Source organism: Pseudomonas oryzihabitans, from assembly GCF_006384975.1.
Classification (GTDB): Bacteria; Pseudomonadota; Gammaproteobacteria; order Pseudomonadales; family Pseudomonadaceae; genus Chryseomonas; species Chryseomonas psychrotolerans_B.
The window spans coordinates 1,828,694-1,851,116 of the sequence record NZ_CP021645.1 but is presented as its reverse complement, the minus strand read 5'-3'; the positions used below and the strand labels follow the sequence as shown (position 1 = coordinate 1,851,116).

The window sequence follows — 22,423 nt, the reverse complement described above, 5'->3', positions numbered from 1 at the left end:
AATGCGAAACACAGGGACGCCTGAACCAGCCGCTCTAGCGTGAGGGTTGAGGCAAACGAGGCTCTACTGGAGGACGCCACCATGGCCCTTACCGTCAATACCAACATCCCGTCTTTGAACACCCAGCGTAACCTGCAGAACGCGTCCAGCTCCCTGGCCACCTCCATGCAGCGCCTGTCCACCGGTAGCCGCATCAACAGCGCCAAGGACGATGCCGCCGGTCTGCAGATCTCCAACCGTCTGACCAACCAGATCAACGGTCTGAACCAGGCGACCCGCAACGCCAACGACGGCATCTCCCTGTCGCAGACCGCTGAGGGCGCCATGCAGCAGTCCACCAACATCCTGCAGCGTATCCGCGACCTGGCCGTGCAGTCCGCCAACGGCTCGAACAGCGATGCCGACCGTGCCGCCCTGCAGAAGGAAGTGACCGCGCAGCAGAACGAACTGACCCGTATCGCCCAGACCACCACCTTCGGTGGCCGCAAGCTGCTGGACGGCTCCTTCGGCACCACCAGCTTCCAGATCGGCGCCAACGCCTACGAAACCATCGACGTTACCCTGAAGGACACCTCTGCCACCGCTCTGGGTTCCAACCAGGTTGGCAGCAGTTCTGGTAGCTCTGCTGGTACCACTGCCGGTAGCGTGGTTGCCGGTAGCGGCAGCGCCTTGACTTCCAGTGGCAGCATCACCCTGGTAGGGGGCGGCAAAAGTACGGCGGTGACCTATGCTTCCGGTGACTCCGCCAAGACCATCGCAGGGAATATGAACGGCCAGATCCCTGGTCTCTCTGCTTCGGCACGTACCGTCCTGACCGTGACCGACACCATCTCCAGCGGTTCGGCCAACATGACCATGCAGGTCGGTAGCAATTCGCTGAACCTGGTGGGGGTGACCAGCACCAAGGACATGGCCGACCAGATCAACGCCAACGCCGCCAAGTTGGGTGTCACCGCCAACTACGATAGCCAAGCCAGGAAGCTGACCATCACCTCGGCAACCGGTGAGAACATCACATTCGGCAAAGACACCGGCAGCACCGCTTCAGGCAACATTAACGTCGCCTCGCAGAGGTCCGACGGTACCTACAGCGCCGCGGTCGATGTCAGGGCTAATGGTGGCCAGGGCATGGGCTATGTCAAGTTGGATTCGCCGACGACCTTCGCCATGACCGGCGATACCACGGCGATCTTCGGTGCCACCAAGTCCACGCTGAGCAAGGTCTCCGACGTCGACATCTCCACCGCTGACGGTGCCCAGAAAGCCCTGTCGGTGATCGACCAGGCCCTGGCCAACATCGACAGCCAGCGCGCGGACCTCGGTGCGGTGCAGAACCGCTTCGACAACACCATCAGCAACCTGACCAATATCTCGGAAAACGCCACCTCCGCCCGTAGCCGGATCAAAGACACCGACTACGCCGCGGAAACCGCGAATCTGTCGAAGAACCAGGTGCTGCAACAGGCAGGTACCGCGATCCTGGCCCAGGCCAAACAATTGCCGCAATCGGTGCTCAGTCTGCTCCAGTAAGACGGAACATCGGTCTAGGCAGGGAGAAGGGGGACGCCCCTTCTCCCTTTCACGCGTTGCGAGGACACTATTATGGACATCGTCAAAACAGCGGGTTTTTCGGCAGTAACCCTCTATGGCGGTCATTCGGGGGCTCAGGCTGTAGCATCCGGTTCGGATTCCACCACGTCGGAGACTTCGGTTGCAGCCTCGCTCCGGCCGCCCAAGGACCACCAAGCCGCTACGGCTACGGATACCAAGGTCAAGGCAGAGGAGGGTGGCGACGTCGACGACGCCCTGTCCAAGCTCAAGACCAAGTTCCAGGAAGAGCACCGCAACCTGGATTTCAGCGTCGACGACTCCACTGGCGAGATGGTGGTTAAGGTGCTGGACGGCGAATCCGGCAAACTGATCCGGCAGATTCCCAGCGAGGAAGTCCTCAAGCTGGCCAAGCAGCTGGACGATGTCCGTAGCCTCATGTTCAAGGCCAAAGCTTAGTTGGCGTGGAACTTGTATCGGATGAGCGGGAGTCGGAACGGCGACGTAACGTTGGCGGAGGAGAAATGAAATGCCAGGCATAAGTGGGATTGGCGGTTCGGGACTGGATATCGACTCCATCGTCACCAAGATGGTGGCGGCGGAAAAGGCGCCCAAGGCGGATCAGCTCAGCAAGACCCAGAGCAAGGCGACTGCCCAGCTCACTGCCATTGGTTCCTTGAAAAGCGCCATCAGCGAATTCCAGACCGCGCTGACCACGCTGAACAGCCCTACCAGCTTTCAGGCGCGTGCCGTCACGCTGTCGAAAAGCGACTATCTCACTGCAACGGCCAGCTCCAGCGCCAGCATCGGGAGTTATCAGGTCGAAGTCAGTCAGCTGGCTAGCAGCAGCAAGGTGGCCCTGGCTGCCTTGCCGGCCAACTCTACCTCCAGCTCCGGCACTACCTCACCTTCCACCTTCGGTAAGGGCACGCTGAGCATCAAGATCGGCGACACCAAGCTGTCGGATATCAAGGTCGATGCCAGCAACAACACCTTGAGCGGCATCCGCGACGCCATCAACAAGGCGGGTCAGAGTCAGGGCCTGAGTGCCAACATCGTCAACGACAGCTCGGGCTCCCGCCTGGTGCTTAGCAGTACCAAAACCGGGGACGGCAACGATATCTCGGTGTCAGTGAGTGGTGATGACGGCTCGGGTAGTCAGAGTCTGACCAAGCTGGCCTATAAGGCAGGTGATAGTGACTCGAGCGATCCTGCCGCCGCCCATACGCTCACGAAGGCTAAAAGCGCCCAGATGACCATCGACGGGCTGAAGATCACCAGTACCTCCAATACCGTAAGCGATGCGGTAGGTGGCCTGAGTTTCACTCTGAAAGCCACCACCACGGCGGGTAGCCCTTTGACCGTAGGGGTCAGCCAGGACGAATCAGGCGTCAAAAGTAACATCCAGAAGTTCGTCGACTCCTACAACAAGCTGATGGGTGTGATCAAGACTCAGACCTCGGTGACGACGGTGGGGGAAAACAGCGCTCCCATCGCGGCGGCACTGGTTGGCGACGCCACGGCGCGAGGGCTTACGGCCACTATTCGCAACGAGCTGGGTACGCTGCAGGGAACGGGCTCCGTCAAGGCGCTGGCCGACCTGGGCATTACCACCCAGAAGGATGGCACCCTGTCCATCGATGACACCAAACTCGGAAAAATGGTGAGTTCCAACTTCAGCGACCTGGCTGGCTTCTTCACCGGTGACAAAGGCCTGGCGGCGCGCCTCAAGGGTAAGCTCGATCCCTATACCATGACCAACGGTATCCTCGAGCAGCGTTCCAACTCCCTGAGCGATACCCTCAAGAAGGTGGATCAGCAGACCACGGCGCTCAATACCCGGATGACGGCGCTCTCGGATCGGCTCTACAAGCAATACAACGCCATGGACCAGCTGTACTCGTCGCTGTCGACCACTGCATCTTCGCTTTCGCAACAGCTGGCGGCCATGCCGTTCGCCAACAAGAGCTGACAGCCTGGGCTCGGCTAATTAAGTCGAGAAAATCGTCAAGTTCTGCATGCGGCGACCGATAAAGAAGGTATCGGAAACGCACAGAGGTCGTGACATGAACGCAATGACAGCCATGCGCCAATACCAGCAGGTCGGTCTGCAGGCGCAGGTATTCGAAGCCAGCCCGCATCAGCTGATTCAGATGCTCATGCAGGGTGCGCTGGATCGTCTGGCCAAGGCCCAGGGTGCTTTGGAGCGCGGTTGGCTGCCCGAGAAGGGTGAGCTGATCGGCAAGGCGGTTTCCATCGTCGCGGGGCTCAAGGACGTACTGGATTTCGAGCAGGGCGGTGAAATCGCCGTCAACCTGGATAGACTGTACGACTACATGATTCGTCGCCTCAGCGAAGCCAATCGTGAGAACGATCCTGCTATTCTCGAAGAAGTATCCGGCCTGATCCGCGAGATCAAATCCGGCTGGGATGCCATTGCCCCCTGATTCTGGAGTCGACCGATGAGCGTCGCCATGCAAAAGACCCCGGTGGAACGCGTTGAGCTCGTCTACGAGCAGATGGCGGCTGCGCTCAAGGCGCGGGATTGGACACGGATCGCCGAACTGGATCTGGATTGCCGGCTGTTCGTCGACGAGGCCCTGTATGCGACCGGTGACGAGGCCCTGGCCCTGCGGGCCAGCCTCGAGCGGCTGCTGACGCTGTATGCCGCCATGCTCGATACCTGCAAGGCAGAGCGGGATGCGGCCGGCCAGGAATTGGCCAAGGTCAACAAGTCGAGTCAGGCCGCTAAGGTCTATCAGCTCTTCAGTTGATTATCGTTCCGCTGGCACTGCTGCAAAGTTTCGATAATCCACCGCCATAAAATTGACCCCAACGCACAATTTGTCTTAACTTGCGCAAGATGCCGACCAGTTGGCACTTGGATGCAGGTGACACCTGCGCGTAGCGAACGACAAGCCGAATGGGGCAGGGACATGTGGCGTGAAACCAAGATCCTTCTGATCGATGATGAAGCTGAACGGCGCCAGGCCGTTTCCATCATTCTCGATTTTCTCGGCGAAGCTCATCTCGCCTGTACCAGTTCCGACTGGCAATCCGCACTGGAAACCCTCGACAGCAGCCGACAGGTCAGCTGCGTGCTGGTAGGGCGCGTCGATAGCCGGGGCAACAGCGTCGAATTGCTCAAGCAGGTCGTGGCCTGGGATGAGATGGTGCCGCTGCTGCTGTTGGGTGAGACGGCGCAACCGGATTGGCCGGACGACGTGCGCCGCCGAGTGCTGGTATCCCTCGAATACCCGCTGGCCTATAACAAGCTGCTCGACTCCTTGCACCGGGCCCAGGTCTATCGCGAGATGTACGACCAAGCCCGGGATCGTGGTCGACAGCGTGAGCCAGAATTGTTCCGCAGCCTGGTGGGCACCAGTCGCGCCATCCAGGGCGTGCGCAAGATGATGCAGCAGGTGGCCGATACCGAGGCTACGGTGCTCATCCTCGGCGAGTCCGGTACCGGCAAGGAGGTGGTGGCGCGCAACCTGCACTTCCATTCCAAACGCCGTGAAGCGCCCTTCGTGCCGGTCAACTGTGGCGCCATTCCGGCAGAGTTGCTGGAGAGCGAGCTGTTCGGGCATGAGAAGGGCGCCTTCACCGGCGCCATCACCAGCCGCGCGGGTCGCTTCGAGCTGGCCAACACCGGCACCCTGTTTCTCGACGAGATCGGCGACATGCCGCTGCCCATGCAGGTCAAGCTCTTGCGGGTGCTGCAGGAACGGACCTACGAGCGGGTGGGCAGCAACAAGACCCAGAGCGTGGACGTGCGCATCATCGCGGCGACCCACAAGAATCTGGAGCAGATGATCGCCGCGGGTACCTTCCGTGAAGACCTCTACTACCGTCTCAACGTCTTTCCCATCGACATGGCGCCCCTGCGTGAGCGGGCGGAAGACATTCCGCTGCTGATCAACGAATTGATCGCGCGGATGGAGCACGAGAAGCGTGGTTCCATTCGCTTCAACTCGGCGGCCATCATGTCGCTGTGCCGTCACGAATGGCCGGGCAACGTTCGCGAGCTGGCCAACCTGGTGGAGCGCATGGCGATCATGCATCCCTATGGTGTGATCGGCGTGGCCGAGCTGCCGCTCAAGTTCCGCTACGTCGAGGACGAAGCCGACCCCATGGTGGAATCGCTGCGCGAGGAGCTGCAGGAGCGCGAGGCCATGGCCGGGATCGGCACCCTCGAGGTGTCCTCTTCGGCGCTGCTGCCCAGCGAAGGCCTGGATCTCAAGGATTACCTGGCCAACCTGGAAAAGAGCTTCATCCAGCAGGCGCTGGACGATGCCGGCGGGGTGGTGGCGCGGGCCGCCGAGCGTCTACGCATCCGCCGGACCACCCTGGTCGAGAAGATGCGCAAGTACGGCATGGGTCGGCGCGAAGACGAGTTCGACGAAGAGGTCTAGCGCACCTTCAGCGCTGCTGAAGGTATCGAGGTAGGGTGGATGACGGCGTAGCCTCATCCACCTTTGTTTTTGGGGCTCTGCAAGTGGAAAGGCTGCGCCGTTTTCCACGCTACAGCGCTGTTGCGCGAGGCCGGCATGGGTCTTGCTCAAGCCCGGATAATGTCAATTGTCCGTCGCGAGCCCGAGCCGATGCCTGTGCAAGCCCTTTCTTCATCCGTTCCTGCCGAGACTGTCGCGGAGGCTTCCGCTTCGGCACAGGCCCGCGAGGCCTTGGGACAGATGTCGCGTCAATTGAGCGAATCCTTCCAGCTGCTCGAAGCGCGGATGAACTCCCTGCAGGGCGAGCTGGAATGGGTGTCCGCTCAACGTCTGCAGGAGCTGGCGGAGAAGGAACGCCTGGCCAGTCGGCTGCAGAATCTGCTCGATGTGCTGCCCGCCGGTATCGTGGTGGTCGATGGTGCTGGTCGCGTACGAGACGTCAATCCGGTGGCGGTAGCCCTGCTCGGCGAACCACTGCTGGGAGAGCTGTGGCGCGCGGTGATCGCCCGGGCCTTCGCCCCGCGGCATGACGACGGCCACGAGGTGTCGCTGCGCGACGGTCGGCGTGTCTCCATCGCCACCCGCTCGCTCGACGGTGAACCGGGCCAACTGGTGCTGCTCAACGACCTTACCGAAACCCGTCACCTGCAAGGCGAGCTGGCACGGCATGAGCGACTGTCGGCGCTCGGCCGGACCATGGCCTCGCTCGCCCACCAGATCCGTACGCCGCTGACCGCGGCCTTGCTCTATGCCAGTCATCTGGAGGAGGGCGGGCTGGCGGTGGCGCAGCAGCAGCGTTTCGCCAGTCGCCTGAAGGAGCGGCTGCACGAATTGGAAAATCAGGTGCGCGACATGCTGGTGTTCGCTCGCGGCGAACTGCCGCTGGCGGATCGGCTGGCGCCCAGTGCGCTGTTCGCGGCCTTGCGAGAAGCGGCAGCGCCTCATCTCGGTAGCTGCCAGGTCCGTTGGCAGAACGATGCCGGCAGCGGTCTGCTTGCCTGTAATCGCGACATGCTGGTGGGTGCGGCGCTGAACCTCATCCATAACGCCTTGCAGGCGATGGCAGGTAGCGGTCGACCGGGACGGCTCAAGGTGCATCTCTATCGTCGCGCTGCCGAGCTGCGACTGGCGATCAGCGACACGGGCCCTGGTATCCCTCCGGCGGTACAGCAGCGCCTGGGTGAGCCCTTCCTTAGTACCAAGACCACCGGCACCGGTCTCGGACTGCCCGTGGCCCTGGCGATGGCCAAGGCCCACGGTGGCCGACTGGCCGTGCGCTCGCGGCTGGGCCGCGGCACGCTGGTGACCTTTATCCTCCCGCTGCTGACGACTTCGGAGACCCCGGCATGACCCAGCCCATTCTCCTGGTGGAAGACGATCGCGCCCTGCGCGAAGCCCTGGCCGATACCCTCGAACTGGGCGGCTACAGTTACCGCGCCGTGGACAGTGGCGAGGCCGCATTGCTGGCGCTGGCGGAGGAGTCCTTCGCCCTGGTGGTGAGCGACGTCAATATGCCGGGCATCGATGGCCATCAGTTGCTGGCCAGCATCCGCTTGCGCGATCCCGCCTTGCCGGTGCTCTTGATGACCGCCTTCGGCAGCATCGAGCGGGCGGTCGAGGCCATGCGCGGCGGAGCGGCCGACTATTTGGTCAAGCCGTTCGAGCCGCGGGTGCTGCTGGATCTGGTGGCGCGGCTGTGTCCGACTCCCGGGCAGGTGCCAGCCGATCAACCGGTGGCTGTGGCGCCAGTCAGTCGCCAGTTGCTGGCCCTGGCGCGGCGAGTAGCGGCGAGCGATTCCACGGTACTCGTCTCCGGCGAATCCGGTACCGGCAAGGAGGTGCTGGCGCGCTTCATCCACGACCAGTCGGCCCGGGCAAGTGGCCCCTTCGTGGCGGTCAATTGCGCCGCCATTCCCGACAATCTGCTCGAAGCCATCCTGTTCGGCCACGAGAAGGGTGCCTTCACTGGCGCCGTGGCGGCCCAGCCGGGCAAGTTCGAACTGGCCCAGGGCGGTACCCTGTTGCTGGACGAGATTTCCGAGATGCCCCTGGGTTTGCAGGCCAAGTTGCTGCGGGTGCTGCAGGAGCGCGAAGTGGAGCGGGTGGGTGCACGCAAGCCGCTGGCGCTGGATATCCGGGTGCTGGCCACCACCAACCGCGACCTGGCAGGCGAGGTCGCTGCCGGTCGCTTCCGCGAGGACCTCTACTATCGGTTGTCGGTGTTTCCCCTGGGCTGGCCGCCGCTCCGCGAACGACCGGACGACATCCTGCCGCTGGCCGAGCGCCTGCTGGCGGCCCATGCCACCCGCCAGGGACGCCCCGCCCCCAGACTGGACGCCGCCGCCGAGCGCCTGCTGCGCAGCCATCCCTGGCCTGGCAACGTGCGCGAACTGGACAACGCCGTGCAACGCGCGCTGATCCTGCAGCAGGGTGCCAGCATCCAGCCGGAGGATTTCTGCCTCGCCGGTCTGCCGGGCCTGGGTGCCCTGGCTCCTGCCGTCTCCCTGGCGGAGCCGTTGCCCGCCGTGGAAGAGGGGCGTGGCCTGGACGAGGATCTGCGCGAGCGAGAATTCCAGCTCATTCTGGAGACCCTCAGGGCGGAGCAGGGCCGGCGTAAGGAAACCGCCGAGCGCCTTGGTATCAGTGCCCGCACCCTCAGGTACAAGCTGGCGCAGATGCGTGATGCAGGGCTCGATCTAGAGCGCCTCCTGTTGGCTGGCTGAACAGCTAGGATTTTGTTAGCCGACTAACAAAAAGTGCGGAACCAACCTGGCATGGCATTGTTCTAGAGAAGGACTCGCGCGTGCGGCAAGAGGTCGCGGCAGGATATTCCGCCCCCTCTACCGGGACGAGCAGGGCTCGTCGAGTGCGCGACGCTTACCTTTTCGGTGCTGCTCCCGGTGTCAACGGTTGCAAGGACGGTCGGACCGTTTTCGTCGCGGGTGGCGCGCCTGCCAGCACGAGGACGCTTGCCATGGGTTCCACCGCACCTTCCAGCTCCAATGCCGACCAACTGACCATCAATACCATCCGTACCCTGTCCATGGACGCGGTACAGAAGGCCAACTCCGGGCACCCCGGTACGCCGATGGCCCTGGCTCCGGTCGGTCATACGCTGTGGAGTCGCTTCCTGCGCTACCACCCCGAGCATCCGGACTGGCCCAACCGCGACCGTTTCGTGCTCTCGGTCGGCCACGCCTCCATGCTGCTCTATTCGCTGCTGCATCTGGCGGGGGTGAAGGAAATCGACGAGCACGGCACCGCCACCGGCAAGGAGGCAGTCAGCCTCGACGACATCAAGCAATTCCGTCAGCTGGACTCCAAGACCCCGGGCCATCCCGAGTACCGCATGACCACCGGGGTGGAGACCACTACCGGGCCGCTGGGCCAGGGCTGCGGCAACAGCGTCGGCATGGCGCTGGCGCAGAAGTGGCTGGCTGCGCGCTTCAACCAGCCGGGCGCGACCCTCTTCGACTATGACGTCTATGTGCTCTGCGGCGACGGCGACATGATGGAGGGCGTCTCCGGCGAGGCAGCCTCCGTGGCCGGTCACCTGGGCCTGGACAATCTCTGCTGGATCTACGACAACAACACCATCAGCATCGAGGGCCACACCGAGCTGGCCTTCAGCGAAGACGTGGCCGAGCGCTTCCGCGGCTATGGCTGGCATACCCTGCACGTCAAGGATGCCAATGACGCCGAAGCCCTGGCCGCAGCCCTGCATCGCTTCAAGGGCAACGCTGGCAAGCCGACCCTGATCGTGGTCGACAGCCTCATCGGCTATGGCGCGCCTAACAAGCAGAACACCGCTGCCGCCCATGGCGAGCCCCTGGGCGCGGACGAGATCAAGCTGGCGAAGAAAGCCTACGGCTGGCCCGAGGATGCCGACTTCCTGGTGCCCGAGGAAGCGCGCCACCATCTGCGCGATGCCCTGCTGGAGCGTGCCAGCGGCCTCTACGAAGACTGGAATCGCGCCTTCGACCGCCTGCGCCAGGACGACCCCACCCGCGCCGACGAACTTCAGCGCATGCGCGCCGGCGAGATGCCGGACGGCTGGGATGCCCAACTGCCCAGCTTCGAGCCTGATGCGAAGGGCGTGGCTTCCCGTGAATCCGGCGGCAAGGCGCTCAACGCCTTCGCCCAGCACATCCCTTGGCTGATCGGGGGCGCCGCGGATCTGGCACCGTCCACCAAGACCAATCTCAAGTTCGACGGCGCCGGCAGCTTCTCCGCCCGCGAGCCATCCGGTCGCAACATGCACTTCGGTATCCGCGAGCACGCCATGGGCTCCATCGCCAACGGCATGGCGCTCTGCTACCTGCGCAGCTTCACCGCCACCTTCCTGGTATTCAGCGACTACATGAAGCCGCCGATCCGCCTGGCGTCGATCATGGAGTTGCCGGTGGTCTTCGTCTTCACCCACGACTCCATCGGCGTCGGCGAAGACGGCCCCACCCACCAGCCCATCGAACACCTGGCCCAGCTGCGCGCTACCCCGGGTCTGCTGACCCTGCGTCCGGGCGATGCCAACGAGGCCGTGCAGGCCTGGAAGATCGCCCTGCAGCAGACCAATAGACCCTCCTGCATGGTGCTGTCGCGCCAGCCGTTGCCGACCCTGGATCGCTCGAAGTACGCCAGTGCCGAGGGCGTCGCCCAGGGCGCCTATGTGGTCGCCGATGCCGAGGGCGGCAAGCCCCAGGTCATCCTCATGGCCACCGGCAGCGAGCTGGGCCTGGCGATGCAGGCCTATGAACAGCTCAAGGGCGAAGGGGTGAAGGCGCGGGTCGTCTCCATGCCTTGCTGGGAGCTGTTCGAAGAGCAGGACGAGGCCTACAAGCAGTCCGTGCTGCCTGATGAGGTCCTGGGGCGCGTCGCCATCGAGCAGGCGGGTCCGCTGGGCTGGGAACGCTACATCGGGCGCAAGGGCGCCTCGGTGACCATGAGCACCTTCGGCGCCTCGGCTCCCATCGGCAAGCTGCAGGCCAAATACGGCTACACCGTGGAGAACGTGGTCAAACTGGCCAAGGAACAGGCACAACGCTCCGGGAGTGCCAAATGAGCAATCCACTCAAACAGTTGACGGAGCAGGGGCAGGCGGTATGGCTCGATTTCGTCAGCCGCGAGTTTCTCGCCAAAGGCGAGCTGCAGAAGCTGATCGAGCGTGACGGCCTGACCGGCGTTACCTCCAATCCGTCGATCTTCGAGAAGGCCATGGGGCACGGCAGCGACTACGATGCCAGCCTCAAGGCCTTTCTGGAAAAGGCCGATGCCGAGCCGGTGGACGTCTACGAACACCTGGCCATCGAAGACATCCAGCAGGCCGCCGACATCCTGCGCCCGGTCTATGACCGGCTGGAGGGGCGCGATGGCTATGTGAGCCTGGAGGTCTCGCCCTATCTGGCGCTGGATACCCGCGCCACTCTGGAGGAGGCCCGTCGCCTCTGGCAGGCGGTGGATCGGCCCAACCTGATGGTCAAGGTACCCGGCACGCCCGAAGGGGCGGTGGCGGTCCGCAAGCTGATCGAAGAGGGGATCAACGTCAACGTGACCCTGCTGTTCGATCGCAACGCCTACATGGCGGTGGCTGAGGCCTATATCTCCGGTCTGGAAGCGCGGCTGCACCAGGGCCAGGACATCTCCCGCCTGGCCAGCGTGGCCAGTTTCTTCATCAGCCGGGTGGATGGCGTGCTGGACAAGCGCATCGACGAGCGCAAGGGCAGTGACGGCGAGTTGGCGGCGCTGCGCGGCAAGATCGCCATCGCCAATGCCAAGTTGGCCTACCAGGACTACCTGCGGCTGATCGAGTCGCCGCGCTGGAAGGTGCTGGAAGCCAAGGGCGCGCGGCCGCAGCGCCTGCTGTGGGCCTCCACCGGCTCCAAGGACGCGGCCTATCCCGATACCCTCTATGTGGATCAACTGATCGGGCCGGATACCGTCAACACCATGCCGCCCAAGACCATGGACGCCTTCCGCGACCATGGCACTGTGGCGCCCATGCTGATCACCGATATCGAAGCCGCGCAGCGAGTGCTGGATGCGACCGCCCAAGGCGGACTCGATCTGGATGGCGTGGCCAAGCAACTGGTCAAGGACGGCGCCCGCCAGTTCGAGGACGCCGCCGATGCCCTGCTGGGCGCGGTAGGGCAGAAGCGCCTCGATTTTCTCGGCGAGCGCCTCAATGCGGCTAGCTATCGTCTACCCAAGGCCCTGAACGAAGCCGTCGAGGCCCGCCTCGACGAAGCCCGGCGCGAAGGCTGGTCCCGGCGCCTCTGGCAGGGCGATGCCTCGCTGTGGACCGGGCGCGACGAAGACCAGTGGGTGGGCTGGCTCGCCGCTGCCCAGGGCCGCCAGGCCGATCCCGCGGCGCTCTCGGCGCTGGCCGAGGCCGTGCGGAGTGAAGGCCTGGATACCGTGGTGCTGCTGGGCATGGGCGGTTCCAGTCTGGGGCCGGAGGTGCTGGCCAATACCCTGGGCACCGCCAGCGGCGGTCTCACCCTCAAGGTACTGGATTCCACCGATCCGGCGCAGATCAGCGCGCTGGAAGACCAACTGGACCTGCGCAAGACCCTGTTCCTGGTGTCCAGCAAGTCCGGTTCGACCCTGGAGCCGGAAATCCTGCGTGCCTATTTCCACCAGGCCGTGGCGCGGGCGCTGGGTGAGGCCGAGGTACAGCGGCGTTTCGTCGCCATCACCGATCCGGGTTCCAAGCTCGAAGCCAGCGCCACCGCCCAGGGTTATCGCGCCATCTTCCAGGGCGATCCCCATATCGGCGGCCGCTACTCGGTGCTCTCGGTGTTCGGCATGGTGCCCCTGGCATTGCTCGGCCACTCCGTGGCCGACTTCTTCCAGGTCACCCAGCCCATGGTGCTGGCCTGCAGCCCCAGTGCACCACCGGCCATCAACCCTGGCATCCGTCTGGGCGTGGTACTGGGCGAGGCGGTCCGTGCCGGGCGCGACAAGGTGACTCTGATCGCTTCGCCTGGGGTGTCCAGCCTGGGGGCCTGGTTGGAGCAATTGCTGGCTGAAAGTACCGGCAAGCAAGGCAAGGGCATCATTCCGGTGGACCTGGAGCCGCTCGGTGAACCGGACGTCTACGGCGCGGATCGGGTGTTCGTCAGCTTGGTGTTGGCCGGCGAAGAAGACGCCGAGCGCGAGGCCCGTCTACAGGCGCTGGCCGCGGCGGGGCATCCGGTGGTCGACATCCGTCTTGCCCGTGCCGAGCTGATCGGTCAGGAATTCTTCCGCTGGGAAGTGGCTACCGAGGTGGCCGGTGCGGTCATCGGCATCAATCCCTTCGATCAACCCGACGTGGAGGCCAGCAAGGTCAAGACCCGCGCCCTCACCGATGGCTACGAGCGCGAAGGCCAACTGAGCGGCGACCAACCCCTATTGGAAGAAGGTGATCTGGCGCTGTTCGGCGATGCTGACCTGCAGGGGCAGGACAGCGCGCGGGCCGCCATCAAGGCGCACCTGGCGCGTTTGCAGCCCGGTGATTACCTGGCGGTGCTGGCTTATCTGGAGCGCAATGCATTGCATCAGGAAGCCTTAAGCGCCATGCGTGATAGCATTCGCGACAGCAAGCGCGTAGCGACCGTCGGCGGCTTCGGCCCCCGTTTTCTGCACTCCACCGGGCAGGCCTATAAAGGCGGCCCCAATTCGGGGGTGTTCATCCAGATTACCGCCGATGCCCAGAACGACCTGGAGATTCCCGGGCGCAGCCTGAGCTTCGGCGTCGTCGAGGCCGCCCAGGCCAAGGGCGACCTCGAGGTACTGGCCGAACGTGGACGGCGTTACCTGCGTGTGCACATCAAGGGCGGCGACATAGACGCTGGCCTGCAACAAATCGTCGAACTGGTCGAGGCGGCGGTCGCCTGACCTCAAGGAGTCATCATCATGCAATTGGGAATCATCGGACTGGGCCGCATGGGCGGCAACATCGCACGGCGTTTGATGAAGCATGGACATGAAGTCGCGGTCTACGACCGCAGTGCCGAAACCGTGGCCGGGCTCGGCAAGGAAGGCGCCATCGCTACCGATGGTCTCGATGGCGTCATCGCGGCCCTGGCGCAGCCGCGCGCCATCTGGGTCATGCTGCCCGCCGGCGAGCCGACCGAGCAGACCATCGCCGAGCTGGCCGACCGCCTGGCTCCCGGCGACGTCATCATCGATGGCGGCAACAGCTACTACAAGGACGACATCCGGCGTGCCAAGAGCCTGGCCGAGAAAGGCATCGACTACGTCGACGTCGGCACCTCCGGCGGCGTCTGGGGCCTGGAGCGCGGCTACTGCATGATGATCGGCGGCAAGTCCGCGGCGGTCGAGCGCCTGGAGCCGATCTTCGAGGCCCTGGCCCCCGGCTACGGTAGCATCGAGCGCACCAAGGGCCGCAATGCCCCGGACGAGCGCGCCGAGCGCGGCTACATCTTCACCGGCCCGGCCGGTTCCGGTCACTTCGTCAAGATGGTGCACAACGGCATCGAGTACGGCCTGATGCAGGCCTACGCCGAGGGCTTCGACATCCTCAAGATGAAGAACAGCGACAAGCTGCCGGAAGACGAGCGCTTCGACCTGGACCTGGCCGACATCGCCGAGGTCTGGCGCCGTGGCAGCGTGGTGTCCTCCTGGCTGCTGGACCTGACCGCCCAGGCCCTGGCCGGCGACGTCGCGCTGGAGAAATTCTCCGGCTCGGTGGCCGACAGCGGCGAAGGTCGCTGGACCATCGAGGCGGCCATCGAGGAGGCGGTGCCGGTCAACGTACTGTCCGCGGCCCTCTATGCCCGTTTCCGCTCCCGCCAGCAAGCCACCTATGCCGACAAGCTCCTGTCGGCCATGAGATTCGGCTTCGGCGGCCACGTCGAAATCCCGCAGTAAAATCTCGGCCGTTCCCCCTGTGGAGCGGCCACGGGCCGCGCCCGGGGGACGGCACCCGCCGCCCTCGTGGCTAAGGCCCTGTCATGACCGAGTCTCCTGCCGTCACCCCCAACACCGCTCCCCAGGAGCGCCGTTCCTGCACGAAAGCTCCCACCGCGCCGCCGGCCACGCTGTTCCTGTTCGGTGCCAGCGGCGATCTGGTGAAGCGACTGCTGATGCCTTCGCTGTACAACTTGCTGCGTGATGGCCTGTTGGACGAGCGCACCCTCATCGTCGGGGTCGACCACAATCCCAACACCGATGAAGGCTTCGCCGACCGGCTGGAGGCCTTCATCCGCGATCAGGCCGAAGCCAAGGGCAAGTCCCGTGACGAGGCGCTGGACGCCGACCTCTGGGGTCGGCTGCGCAGCCGCATCCGCTATCTACAGGGTGACTTCCTCGAAGACGCCACCTACCAGGCGGTGGGTGAGCGTATCGCCCAGGCCGAGACCGGCAACGCCGTCTTCTACCTGGCCACCGCGGCGCGTTTCTTTGGTGAAGTGGCCGAGCGCCTCGGCAAGGCCGGGCTCTTGGAGGAACGCGAAGACGCCTATCGCCGGCTGGTGGTGGAAAAACCCTTCGGCGCCGACCTGGCCAGTGCCCAGGCGCTCAACCAGCGGCTGCTGGCGAGCATGGACGAGAAGCAGATCTATCGAATCGACCACTACCTGGGCAAGGAGACGGTGCAGAACATCCTGGTCAGCCGGTTTTCCAACGCCCTGTTCGAGTCGTTCTGGAACAACCACTACATCGACCACGTGCAGATCACCGCCGCCGAGACGGTGGGGGTGGAAGCGCGTGGCGACTTCTACGAGAAGACCGGCACCCTGAGGGACATGGTGCCCAACCACCTGTTCCAACTGCTGGCCATGGTCGCCATGGAGCCGCCAGCGTCCTTCAATGCCACCTCGGTGCGCGATGAAAAGGCCAAGGTGGTCAGCGCCATCCGTCCCCAGACCGTCGAAGAGGCCCTGGCCAACTCGGTGCGGGGGCAGTATGCCGCCGGCACTATGAACGGCAAGGCGGTGAAGGGCTATCGCGAGGAAGACAACGTCGATCCCGAGAGCCAGACCGAGACCTATGTGGCGCTCAAGTTGTTCGTCGATAACTGGCGCTGGGCGGGGGTGCCCTTCTACCTGCGTACCGGCAAGCGTTTGGCGGTGCGCGACACCGAGATCGCCATCTGCTTCAAGCACGCGCCCTATGCTCAGTTCCGCGACACCAAGATCGACCGCATGCGGCCCAACTACCTGATCATCCAGATCCAGCCGGACGAAGGCATGTGGTTCGACTTCCACGCCAAGCGCCCTGGGCCGCTCGTGGAGCTGGAAAACATCCGCATGGGCTTCGCCTACTCGGATTTCTTCGAGATGCAGCCTTCCACTGGTTACGAGACGCTGATCTACGACTCCCTGATCGGCGACCAGACCCTGTTCCAGCGCGCCGACAACATCGAGAATGGCTGGCGTGCGGTGCAACCCTTCCTCGATGCCTGGAAGCAGGGGGGCGAGGTGGAAAGCTATGCCGCGGGTAGTGCCGGCCCCGCCGGCGCCGATGAACTTCTGAAGAAGGACGGCTATTCATGGCACAAACTGGCATGACGCCCATCGACCTGTTGGTGTCGGATATCGACGGCACCCTGGTGCGCGACGACAAGAGCCTGAGCGAGACGGTGATCGCCGCCGTCGCGCGGCTGCAGGCCGCCGGCAAGGCCATCACCCTGGTCAGCAGTCGCCCGCCGCGAGCGTTGCTGCCGCTGGTGCAGCGGTTGGGCATCCAGCAGCCAGTGGCCGGCTTCAATGGCGGCAATCTGGTGCAGGCGGATGGCAGCCTGATCCACGCCCATCGGCTGGCCGAGGACGTCACCCGCCAGGTGCTGCAGCGCCTGGAGCGCGAGGCCTTCGAGGTCTGGCTGTTCGCCGATGACCTCTGGCTGACGCGCGATCCCGAGGGACCCTACGTCCCCCGTGAGACGCGGGCGCTGGGCTATGGGCCGACGGTGGTGGACTCCTTCGAACCCTACCTGGACCGCGTCGACAAGATCGTTGCCGCTGGTAGCGATCACGCGGGTCTCGAAGCCCTGGAAGGTAAGCTGGGCGAGCGACTGGGGGAGGGAGCCACGGTGCTGCGCTCCCAGCTCTATTACCTGGACATCACCCATCCCAAGGCCAACAAGGGCGACGCCCTGATCGAACTGGCCCAGGCCGCGGGCGTGCCCGTGGCGCGCACGGCGGCCATCGGCGATGGCAGCAACGACGTCCCCATGTTCCGCCAGGCGGGCCTGGCCATCGCCATGGGGCAGGCCGGCGTAGCCGTACGGGAAGCCGCGGACCAGGTGACCGCCAGCAACCAGGAGGACGGCGTGGCCGTGGCCATCGATCGGTGGATTCTGGGGAGCTGAGGGCCCTGCCTGTTGGGCTTCGCTGCGCTCAACCCAACCTACGCATCCTGTAGGTTGGGTTGAGGCAGCTCCATCGCCGAAGCCCAACGGTCTGCCTTCGCACCAGGTGGAAAAGGCTGCGCCGTTTTCCACCCTACGTCTGAGCTGAGCGGTGCGCCCCCTCTCCCTCCGGGAGAGGGCCGGGGAGAGGGCAATCCCAGACCCCACGCTTGTAGTGGCCTAATTCTCGTGGACACCTCGATAGGGGATGATCATCCCCCACGAGGATCTGAACGCCATGACATCACGTATCCGTAGACGCTTCGACACCGCCTTCAAACTGCAGGTGGTGCAGATGATCAGAGACCAAGGCCTGAGCGTGACGCAGGTCTGCCGTGACTTGGACCTGGTCGATAGTGCAGTACGCCGTTGGCTGGCCCAGTACGACGCCGAGCAGGCGGGGCAGCCTGGCCAGGGCAAGCCGTTGACTGCAGAGCAACAACGCATTCGGGAGTTGGAGCGGGAAAACCAGCGGCTACGCGAGGATGTCTCGATCCTAAAAAAAGCCTCGGCCTTCTTCGCCCGGGAACTGAAGTGATCCAGCAGATGATCGATCAGTGGCAGGAGAAGGTCGAAACGTCCCGACTGTGTCGGCTTGTGGGTGTGAGTCGCTCGGGCGTGTATGCTGCACGTCATCGCGGGCGAGTCTCACGGGCCTGCCCCCTTACTGCACCGTTGCAGGCTGCCTTCCAGGCGAGTGGTGGCAACTACGGTAGTCGCCGGCTGAGTGCGCGCCTGAAGGCCCAGGGCTTGCGTGTGGGGCGCCACCGAGTGCGACGCCTGATGAAGCAGCAGGGCCTGAAGGCGCACTGGAAGCGTCAGTTCGTCCATACCACCGATAGCCGACATGAGCTGCCGATAGCCGACAACCACCTGGCTCGACGCTTTAACCCGCACGCCCCCGACCAGGCGTGGGTAGCTGATATCACCTACATCCGCACCGAGCGCGGCTGGCTGTACCTGGCGGCCGTGCTGGATTTGTATTCACGCAAGATCGTGGGCTGGGCGATGGCTCCGCACATGCCCGCCGAGCTAGTCTGCACGGCACTGCAAATGGCCATCGCGCTACGCCAGCCCACACCTGGGCTGATCGTGCACACCGACCGCGGCAGCCAGTATGCCAGCCAAGCCCACCGCGACCTGCTGACTCGCCATGGCCTGGTCGCCAGCATGAGCCGCAAGGGAAACTGCTGGGATAACGCCGTCATGGAACGGTTCTTCCTGAACCTGAAGATGGAACGGGTCTGGCAACGCCGTTACGCCAATCCGGCCGAGGCCGCTGCCGACATCACTCATTACATCGTCGCCTTCTACAACACCCACCGGCTGCACTCCACCCTCGGCTATCGATCACCTGCCGACTACGAGAAGGCCACTACCTGAAATCCCCTATCCCGGTGTCCACCAAAACTTGACCACTACACTAGATGGGGCCGGAAGGTGTCCTCCATGCCGAAGGTGATGCCGCCGCCGGCGAGCGCCGTGCGGATCATCAGCAGCATGTCGTTGGTGGTGATCCGCGGCGATACCGCCACATCGAAGGCGCGGCCCGCTTCGCTGAACTCCCAGCGCCAAGGCGCCACCTCCGGCGCTGGGCGCCAGCCGATGCAACGGTGGTTGGCCAGTTCCCGTGGATGGGTCGGGCGCCCATGCCGGGCGAAGTAGGCCGGGGTCGCCACCGCCACCTCGCGCTGCGCACCTGTCACCGCGATGGCGATCATGTCCTGCTCGATCACCTCGCCCAGCCGCACGCCGGCATCGAAGCCGCGCGCGACGATATCGAATTCCTCGTCGGTGACGGTGATGTCCAGCGTCACCTCCGGATAGGCCTCGACGAAGCCGGCCAGCAGGGGCCCATCGAGAAAGCGCTCGGCGATGGAGGTGACGGCGACCCGCAGCAATCCCCGGGGTGGTCCGGCGTAGCTGGCCTCGTCCAGGGCGCCGAGCAGGCCGGACAGGGGGCCAGCCACCTGCCGATGCAGGCGCTCACCCGCTTCGGTCAGGCGCACGCTGCGGGTGGTGCGCTGCACCAGGGAACTGCCCAGTTCGTCTTCCAGCCGGCGGATGGCCTGGCTGACCGCGGAGCGGCTGACCCCCAGGCGATCGGCCGCCACGCGGAAGTTCTCGGCCGTGGCCACCACGACGAAGACCTTGAGTAGATTCAGATCGGTAGGCATTGGTAAGTCTAGCTAACCACGTCGGTCAGGAATGGTGGAGTTATCACGACAATGGGCGATGGCTAAGGTGGTGGCAACCCTTGACCGTCACCTCCTTGTACCGGGGGGCAGGTAGCAGGCGGCTGTACCGTCCAGGGGCTCCGAACCATCACAGAGGATTCCTCCATGGCTATCAACAAGGTCGTACTCATCACCGGCGCCTCCAGTGGCATAGGCGCGGGTATCGCCCGCGAACTGGGCGCCGCCGGCTGCAGGCTGCTGCTCGGCGCCCGCCGCAGCGAACGGCTGGAAGCCCTGGCCGCCGAAATCAACGCCGCAGGTGGCGAAGCGGCGTGCCGCCGGCTGGACGTCACCGACGCCACCGACGTGTCCGCCTTCGTCGCGGCCGCCCGCGAGCGTTGGGGGCGGGTGGACGTCATCGTCAACAACGCCGGCATCATGCCGCTGTCGCCCCTGGCCTCGCTCAAGACCGAGGAGTGGATGCGCATGGTCGACGTCAATATCAAGGGCGTGCTCAACGGCATCGCCGCGGTATTGCCGGAATTCACCGCTCGCGGCGCCGGCCACGTCATCAATCTCGGCTCCATCGGCGCCCTGTCGGTGGTGCCCACAGCGGCGGTCTATTGCGCCACCAAGCATGCGGTGCGGGCGATCTCCGAAGGGCTGCGCCAGGAGCGGGACGACCTGCGCGTCACCTGCATCCATCCGGGCGTGGTGGAAAGCGAGCTGGCCTCGACCATCAGCGATCCTGCCGCGCGGGCGATGATGGACGACTACCGCGCCATCGCCCTGCAACCCGACGCCATTGGCCGGGCGGTGCGCTATGCCATTGAGCAACCGGACGAGGTGGACGTCAACGAGATCGTCATCCGCCCGACCCGCAGCCCCAACTAGACGGTCTCGGCCAGGGCTTCGAGAAAGCGCTCCAGCACCAGATTCGGTCGCCGACCCTTGCGGGTGACGGCGGCCAGGGTGGTGTCGAAGTGGAAACGCTCGGGATCGAGGGCGCGCAGCTGGCCCTGGACTACCCAGGGCTGGGCGACGTGGTCAGGCAGGTAGCCGATATAGCAGCCGGTGAGAATGAGAAAGGCCACCCCTTCGCGATCCGAGGCGCGCGCCGTGCAGTTCAGTGCGGCATGGCGCTCGTGGCCGTCCTGGTTGAGCAGGTGATTGGGCCCGACCGCGTCCTGCGCCGCCAGGACACGCTCATCCAGCGCATCGTCGGCCACTTCGAACAGTGGATGGGCACGGCTGCAGTAGAGCAGAGCGCGCTCCTCGTAGAGTGGCAGGTATTCCAGGCCGGCCAGGGCATTGATCAGCGGCAGCACGCCCAGGTGCAGATGGCCGTCGAGTACCCCGGTCTCGATCTCGCCGGGTAGGGTCATGCCGATGTTCACCAGCACGCCCGGTGCGGCGCGCTTGAGGGCGGCCAGGGCGTGGGTGATGCGCATGCGTGGCTGGGTGACCAGGTTGTTGATGATGCCCAGGTTCAGCTCGCCGCGCAGGTGCTGGTGCAACTGGTTGACCTCGCTGCGAAAGCCTTCCAGGGCGGCGAACAGCGACTGGCTGGCCTTGAGCACCTCGCGACCTTCGTCGGTCAGGGAAAAGCCCGCGCGACCACGCTGGCAGAGACGCATGCCCAGGCGCTTCTCCAGATCGTTCATGTGCAGGCTGATGGCCGAGCGGGTGATGCCCAGCCGGCCTTCGGCAGCGGTGAAGCTGCCGCATTCCACCACCGTCTTGAACAGCCGCAGCAGACGGATCTCGAAATCGCCGACCTGGGCGAGCAGGGCCTTGCGCGTCGTCTTCATGACTGCCACCGCAAATGCGGGACAGCATAAGGCTCTGCCAAGACCGGCGCCAGCGACCCGCCTCAGGCGCCGATCAGCACCCGGCTGCGCTGCGGGGTGAGTTGCTTGACCATCCGGACCGCGGCGATGCAGACCAGTAGGGTGATCAACGTCAGGCAGAGGCGGGTACCCAGGTACTGGGCGAAATTCTGCTCACCCAGCAGTCTGCCTAGGAGGCGATAGGCACCGGCCAGATAGCCGTGGAGGAAGTAGATGGCGAAGCTGTAGGCACCGAGCAGGGCCATCCCCTTCTTCAGGCGACCTTCGGCACGGGCCGGCGCCTCGACCTGCTGGCTGAACACGGCGAACAGCAACAGGCACAGCGCCAGCTTCTGCAATCCATAGAAGGCGCTGTCGAGCACCGCCGCGCCGCTCAGCAGCAGCAGGGCGGCCAGCAGCCAATAGCGCGCCTGCGGCCGTTGCAGGTGTTCACGCTGCTCGCAGGCCAGCATGCCGCACAGGTAGATCGGCAGGAAATGCAGCGCCGCCAGCAGCGGATCGGCGTCGTTGGCCGGGCGCTCGGAGATCAGGAAATAGAGCAGGCCGACCAGGGTCGCGGCAGGTAGCAGGCCGCGGGCAACCAGCCATTCGAGAGCCGGCGCCAGTAGGAAGATCAGCGTCAGCGCCGGGATGAACCACAGCGGGCCCAGGTGAGCGCCGGTGGCCAGCAGCAGCGCGGTCTGGGCGAAGGGCGGCCAGTCATGGAAGGCGTTCATGTCGATCCACTCGTGCTCCTGCTTGAGTCCGGAGACATAGAGCAGCACGGCGGGGATCGAGATCAGCAGATAGGGCAGGATGACGTTTTGCAGCTTCTTGCCCAGGTAGACCCGGTAGCTGTACTTACCGAGGTTGTAGCGAAAGAAGAAGCCCGAGAGCGCGACGAAGATGCAGGTGGTTTCCAGCGACAGCAGATTCAGGGCGATCTGCTGGTGTTCGGTGGTCTGGTAGCTGCCCACGGTCATATGGTGGAACACGATGAGAACGGCCGCCAGGCCGCGGATCCAGTTGAGCTGAATCAGCATGGGGAGGTTTCCTTGAGGAATA

General features: G+C 64.6%; 18 protein-coding genes. 15 read left to right on the top strand and 3 right to left on the bottom strand.

Going from position 1 to position 22,423, the window contains the following annotated elements:
* Window positions 1–81: 81 nt before the first annotated feature.
* From CCZ28_RS08120 to CCZ28_RS08055, 14 genes are all read left to right on the top strand, one after another.
* The gene (locus CCZ28_RS08120) at window positions 82–1,530 is read left to right on the top strand and encodes a flagellin (protein ID WP_140217372.1); all 1,449 of its coding nucleotides are present in this window, start codon (window positions 82–84) and stop codon (window positions 1,528–1,530) included.
* A 72-nt stretch (window positions 1,531–1,602) separates the two neighbouring features.
* Window positions 1,603–2,007 carry a flagellar protein FlaG gene (locus CCZ28_RS08115; protein ID WP_240795252.1) on the top strand — a complete coding sequence of 135 codons (405 nt, stop codon included), beginning with the start codon at window positions 1,603–1,605 and terminating at the stop codon, window positions 2,005–2,007.
* A gap of 70 nt (window positions 2,008–2,077) precedes the next feature.
* The gene (gene fliD / locus CCZ28_RS08110; RefSeq protein WP_140217371.1) at window positions 2,078–3,520 is read left to right on the top strand and encodes a flagellar filament capping protein FliD; all 1,443 of its coding nucleotides are present in this window, start codon (window positions 2,078–2,080) and stop codon (window positions 3,518–3,520) included.
* A 94-nt stretch (window positions 3,521–3,614) separates the two neighbouring features.
* The gene (fliS, locus tag CCZ28_RS08105; protein ID WP_058761326.1) at window positions 3,615–3,995 is read left to right on the top strand and encodes a flagellar export chaperone FliS; all 381 of its coding nucleotides are present in this window, start codon (window positions 3,615–3,617) and stop codon (window positions 3,993–3,995) included.
* A 15-nt stretch (window positions 3,996–4,010) separates the two neighbouring features.
* Entirely contained in the window at window positions 4,011–4,322 is a 312-nt protein-coding gene (locus CCZ28_RS08100) for a flagellar protein FliT (protein WP_140217370.1), read from the top strand.
* A 162-nt stretch (window positions 4,323–4,484) separates the two neighbouring features.
* Window positions 4,485–5,963, top strand: a complete 1,479-nt coding sequence (locus tag CCZ28_RS08095; RefSeq protein ID WP_140217369.1) for a sigma-54 dependent transcriptional regulator — start codon at window positions 4,485–4,487, stop codon at window positions 5,961–5,963.
* A gap of 189 nt (window positions 5,964–6,152) precedes the next feature.
* Window positions 6,153–7,352 carry a sensor histidine kinase gene (locus tag CCZ28_RS08090; protein WP_140217368.1) on the top strand — a complete coding sequence of 400 codons (1,200 nt, stop codon included), beginning with the start codon at window positions 6,153–6,155 and terminating at the stop codon, window positions 7,350–7,352.
* Window positions 7,349–8,725 carry a sigma-54-dependent transcriptional regulator gene (locus tag CCZ28_RS08085; RefSeq protein ID WP_140217367.1) on the top strand — a complete coding sequence of 459 codons (1,377 nt, stop codon included), beginning with the start codon at window positions 7,349–7,351 and terminating at the stop codon, window positions 8,723–8,725. The genes CCZ28_RS08090 and CCZ28_RS08085 overlap by 4 nt, the downstream gene beginning before the upstream one ends.
* A gap of 251 nt (window positions 8,726–8,976) precedes the next feature.
* Window positions 8,977–11,061, top strand: coding sequence for a transketolase (tkt, locus tag CCZ28_RS08080; protein WP_140217366.1), 2,085 nt, complete (start codon window positions 8,977–8,979; stop codon window positions 11,059–11,061).
* Window positions 11,058–13,877, top strand: a complete 2,820-nt coding sequence (locus CCZ28_RS08075; protein WP_140217365.1) for a bifunctional transaldolase/phosoglucose isomerase — start codon at window positions 11,058–11,060, stop codon at window positions 13,875–13,877. Before tkt ends, CCZ28_RS08075 begins: the two co-directional genes overlap by 4 nt.
* An 18-nt stretch (window positions 13,878–13,895) precedes the next feature.
* Window positions 13,896–14,873, top strand: coding sequence for a phosphogluconate dehydrogenase (NAD(+)-dependent, decarboxylating) (gene gnd / locus CCZ28_RS08070; RefSeq protein ID WP_140217364.1), 978 nt, complete (start codon window positions 13,896–13,898; stop codon window positions 14,871–14,873).
* 83 nt (window positions 14,874–14,956) lie between these two features.
* Entirely contained in the window at window positions 14,957–16,513 is a 1,557-nt protein-coding gene (gene zwf / locus CCZ28_RS08065; RefSeq protein WP_140217363.1) for a glucose-6-phosphate dehydrogenase, read from the top strand.
* A complete protein-coding gene (locus CCZ28_RS08060; RefSeq protein ID WP_140217362.1) occupies window positions 16,495–17,313 on the top strand; it encodes an HAD family hydrolase in 819 nt (272 codons plus the stop codon). Before zwf ends, CCZ28_RS08060 begins: the two co-directional genes overlap by 19 nt.
* A 277-nt stretch (window positions 17,314–17,590) precedes the next feature.
* Window positions 17,591–18,735 (top strand): IS3 family transposase gene (locus tag CCZ28_RS08055; protein ID WP_140221253.1). Its coding sequence is split into 2 segments (ribosomal slippage): window positions 17,591–17,861 and window positions 17,861–18,735, totalling 1,146 coding nucleotides; the frame shifts between segments, so codons are not numbered across the junction.
* Window positions 18,736–18,770: 35 nt separating this feature from the next.
* Here CCZ28_RS08055 and CCZ28_RS08050 read toward each other — a convergent pair.
* Complete coding sequence (locus CCZ28_RS08050; protein ID WP_240795251.1) at window positions 18,771–19,529, bottom strand: LysR family transcriptional regulator; 759 nt, start codon at window positions 19,527–19,529, stop codon at window positions 18,771–18,773.
* Window positions 19,530–19,694: 165 nt separating this feature from the next.
* On the opposite strand from CCZ28_RS08050, the gene CCZ28_RS08045 reads away from it, so the two are divergent.
* Window positions 19,695–20,423: an SDR family oxidoreductase gene (locus tag CCZ28_RS08045; protein WP_140217361.1), complete on the top strand. Its 729-nt coding sequence runs from the start codon at window positions 19,695–19,697 to the stop codon at window positions 20,421–20,423.
* Here the strand turns inward: CCZ28_RS08045 and CCZ28_RS08040 are convergent.
* Both CCZ28_RS08040 and CCZ28_RS08035 read right to left on the bottom strand, forming a co-directional pair.
* The gene (locus tag CCZ28_RS08040) at window positions 20,420–21,340 is read right to left on the bottom strand and encodes a LysR family transcriptional regulator (RefSeq protein WP_140217360.1); all 921 of its coding nucleotides are present in this window, start codon (window positions 21,338–21,340) and stop codon (window positions 20,420–20,422) included. The genes CCZ28_RS08045 and CCZ28_RS08040 overlap by 4 nt on opposite strands.
* A 62-nt stretch (window positions 21,341–21,402) precedes the next feature.
* Window positions 21,403–22,401, bottom strand: a complete 999-nt coding sequence (locus tag CCZ28_RS08035) for an acyltransferase family protein (RefSeq protein WP_140217359.1) — start codon at window positions 22,399–22,401, stop codon at window positions 21,403–21,405.
* Between the last annotated feature and the right edge of the window lie 22 nt (window positions 22,402–22,423).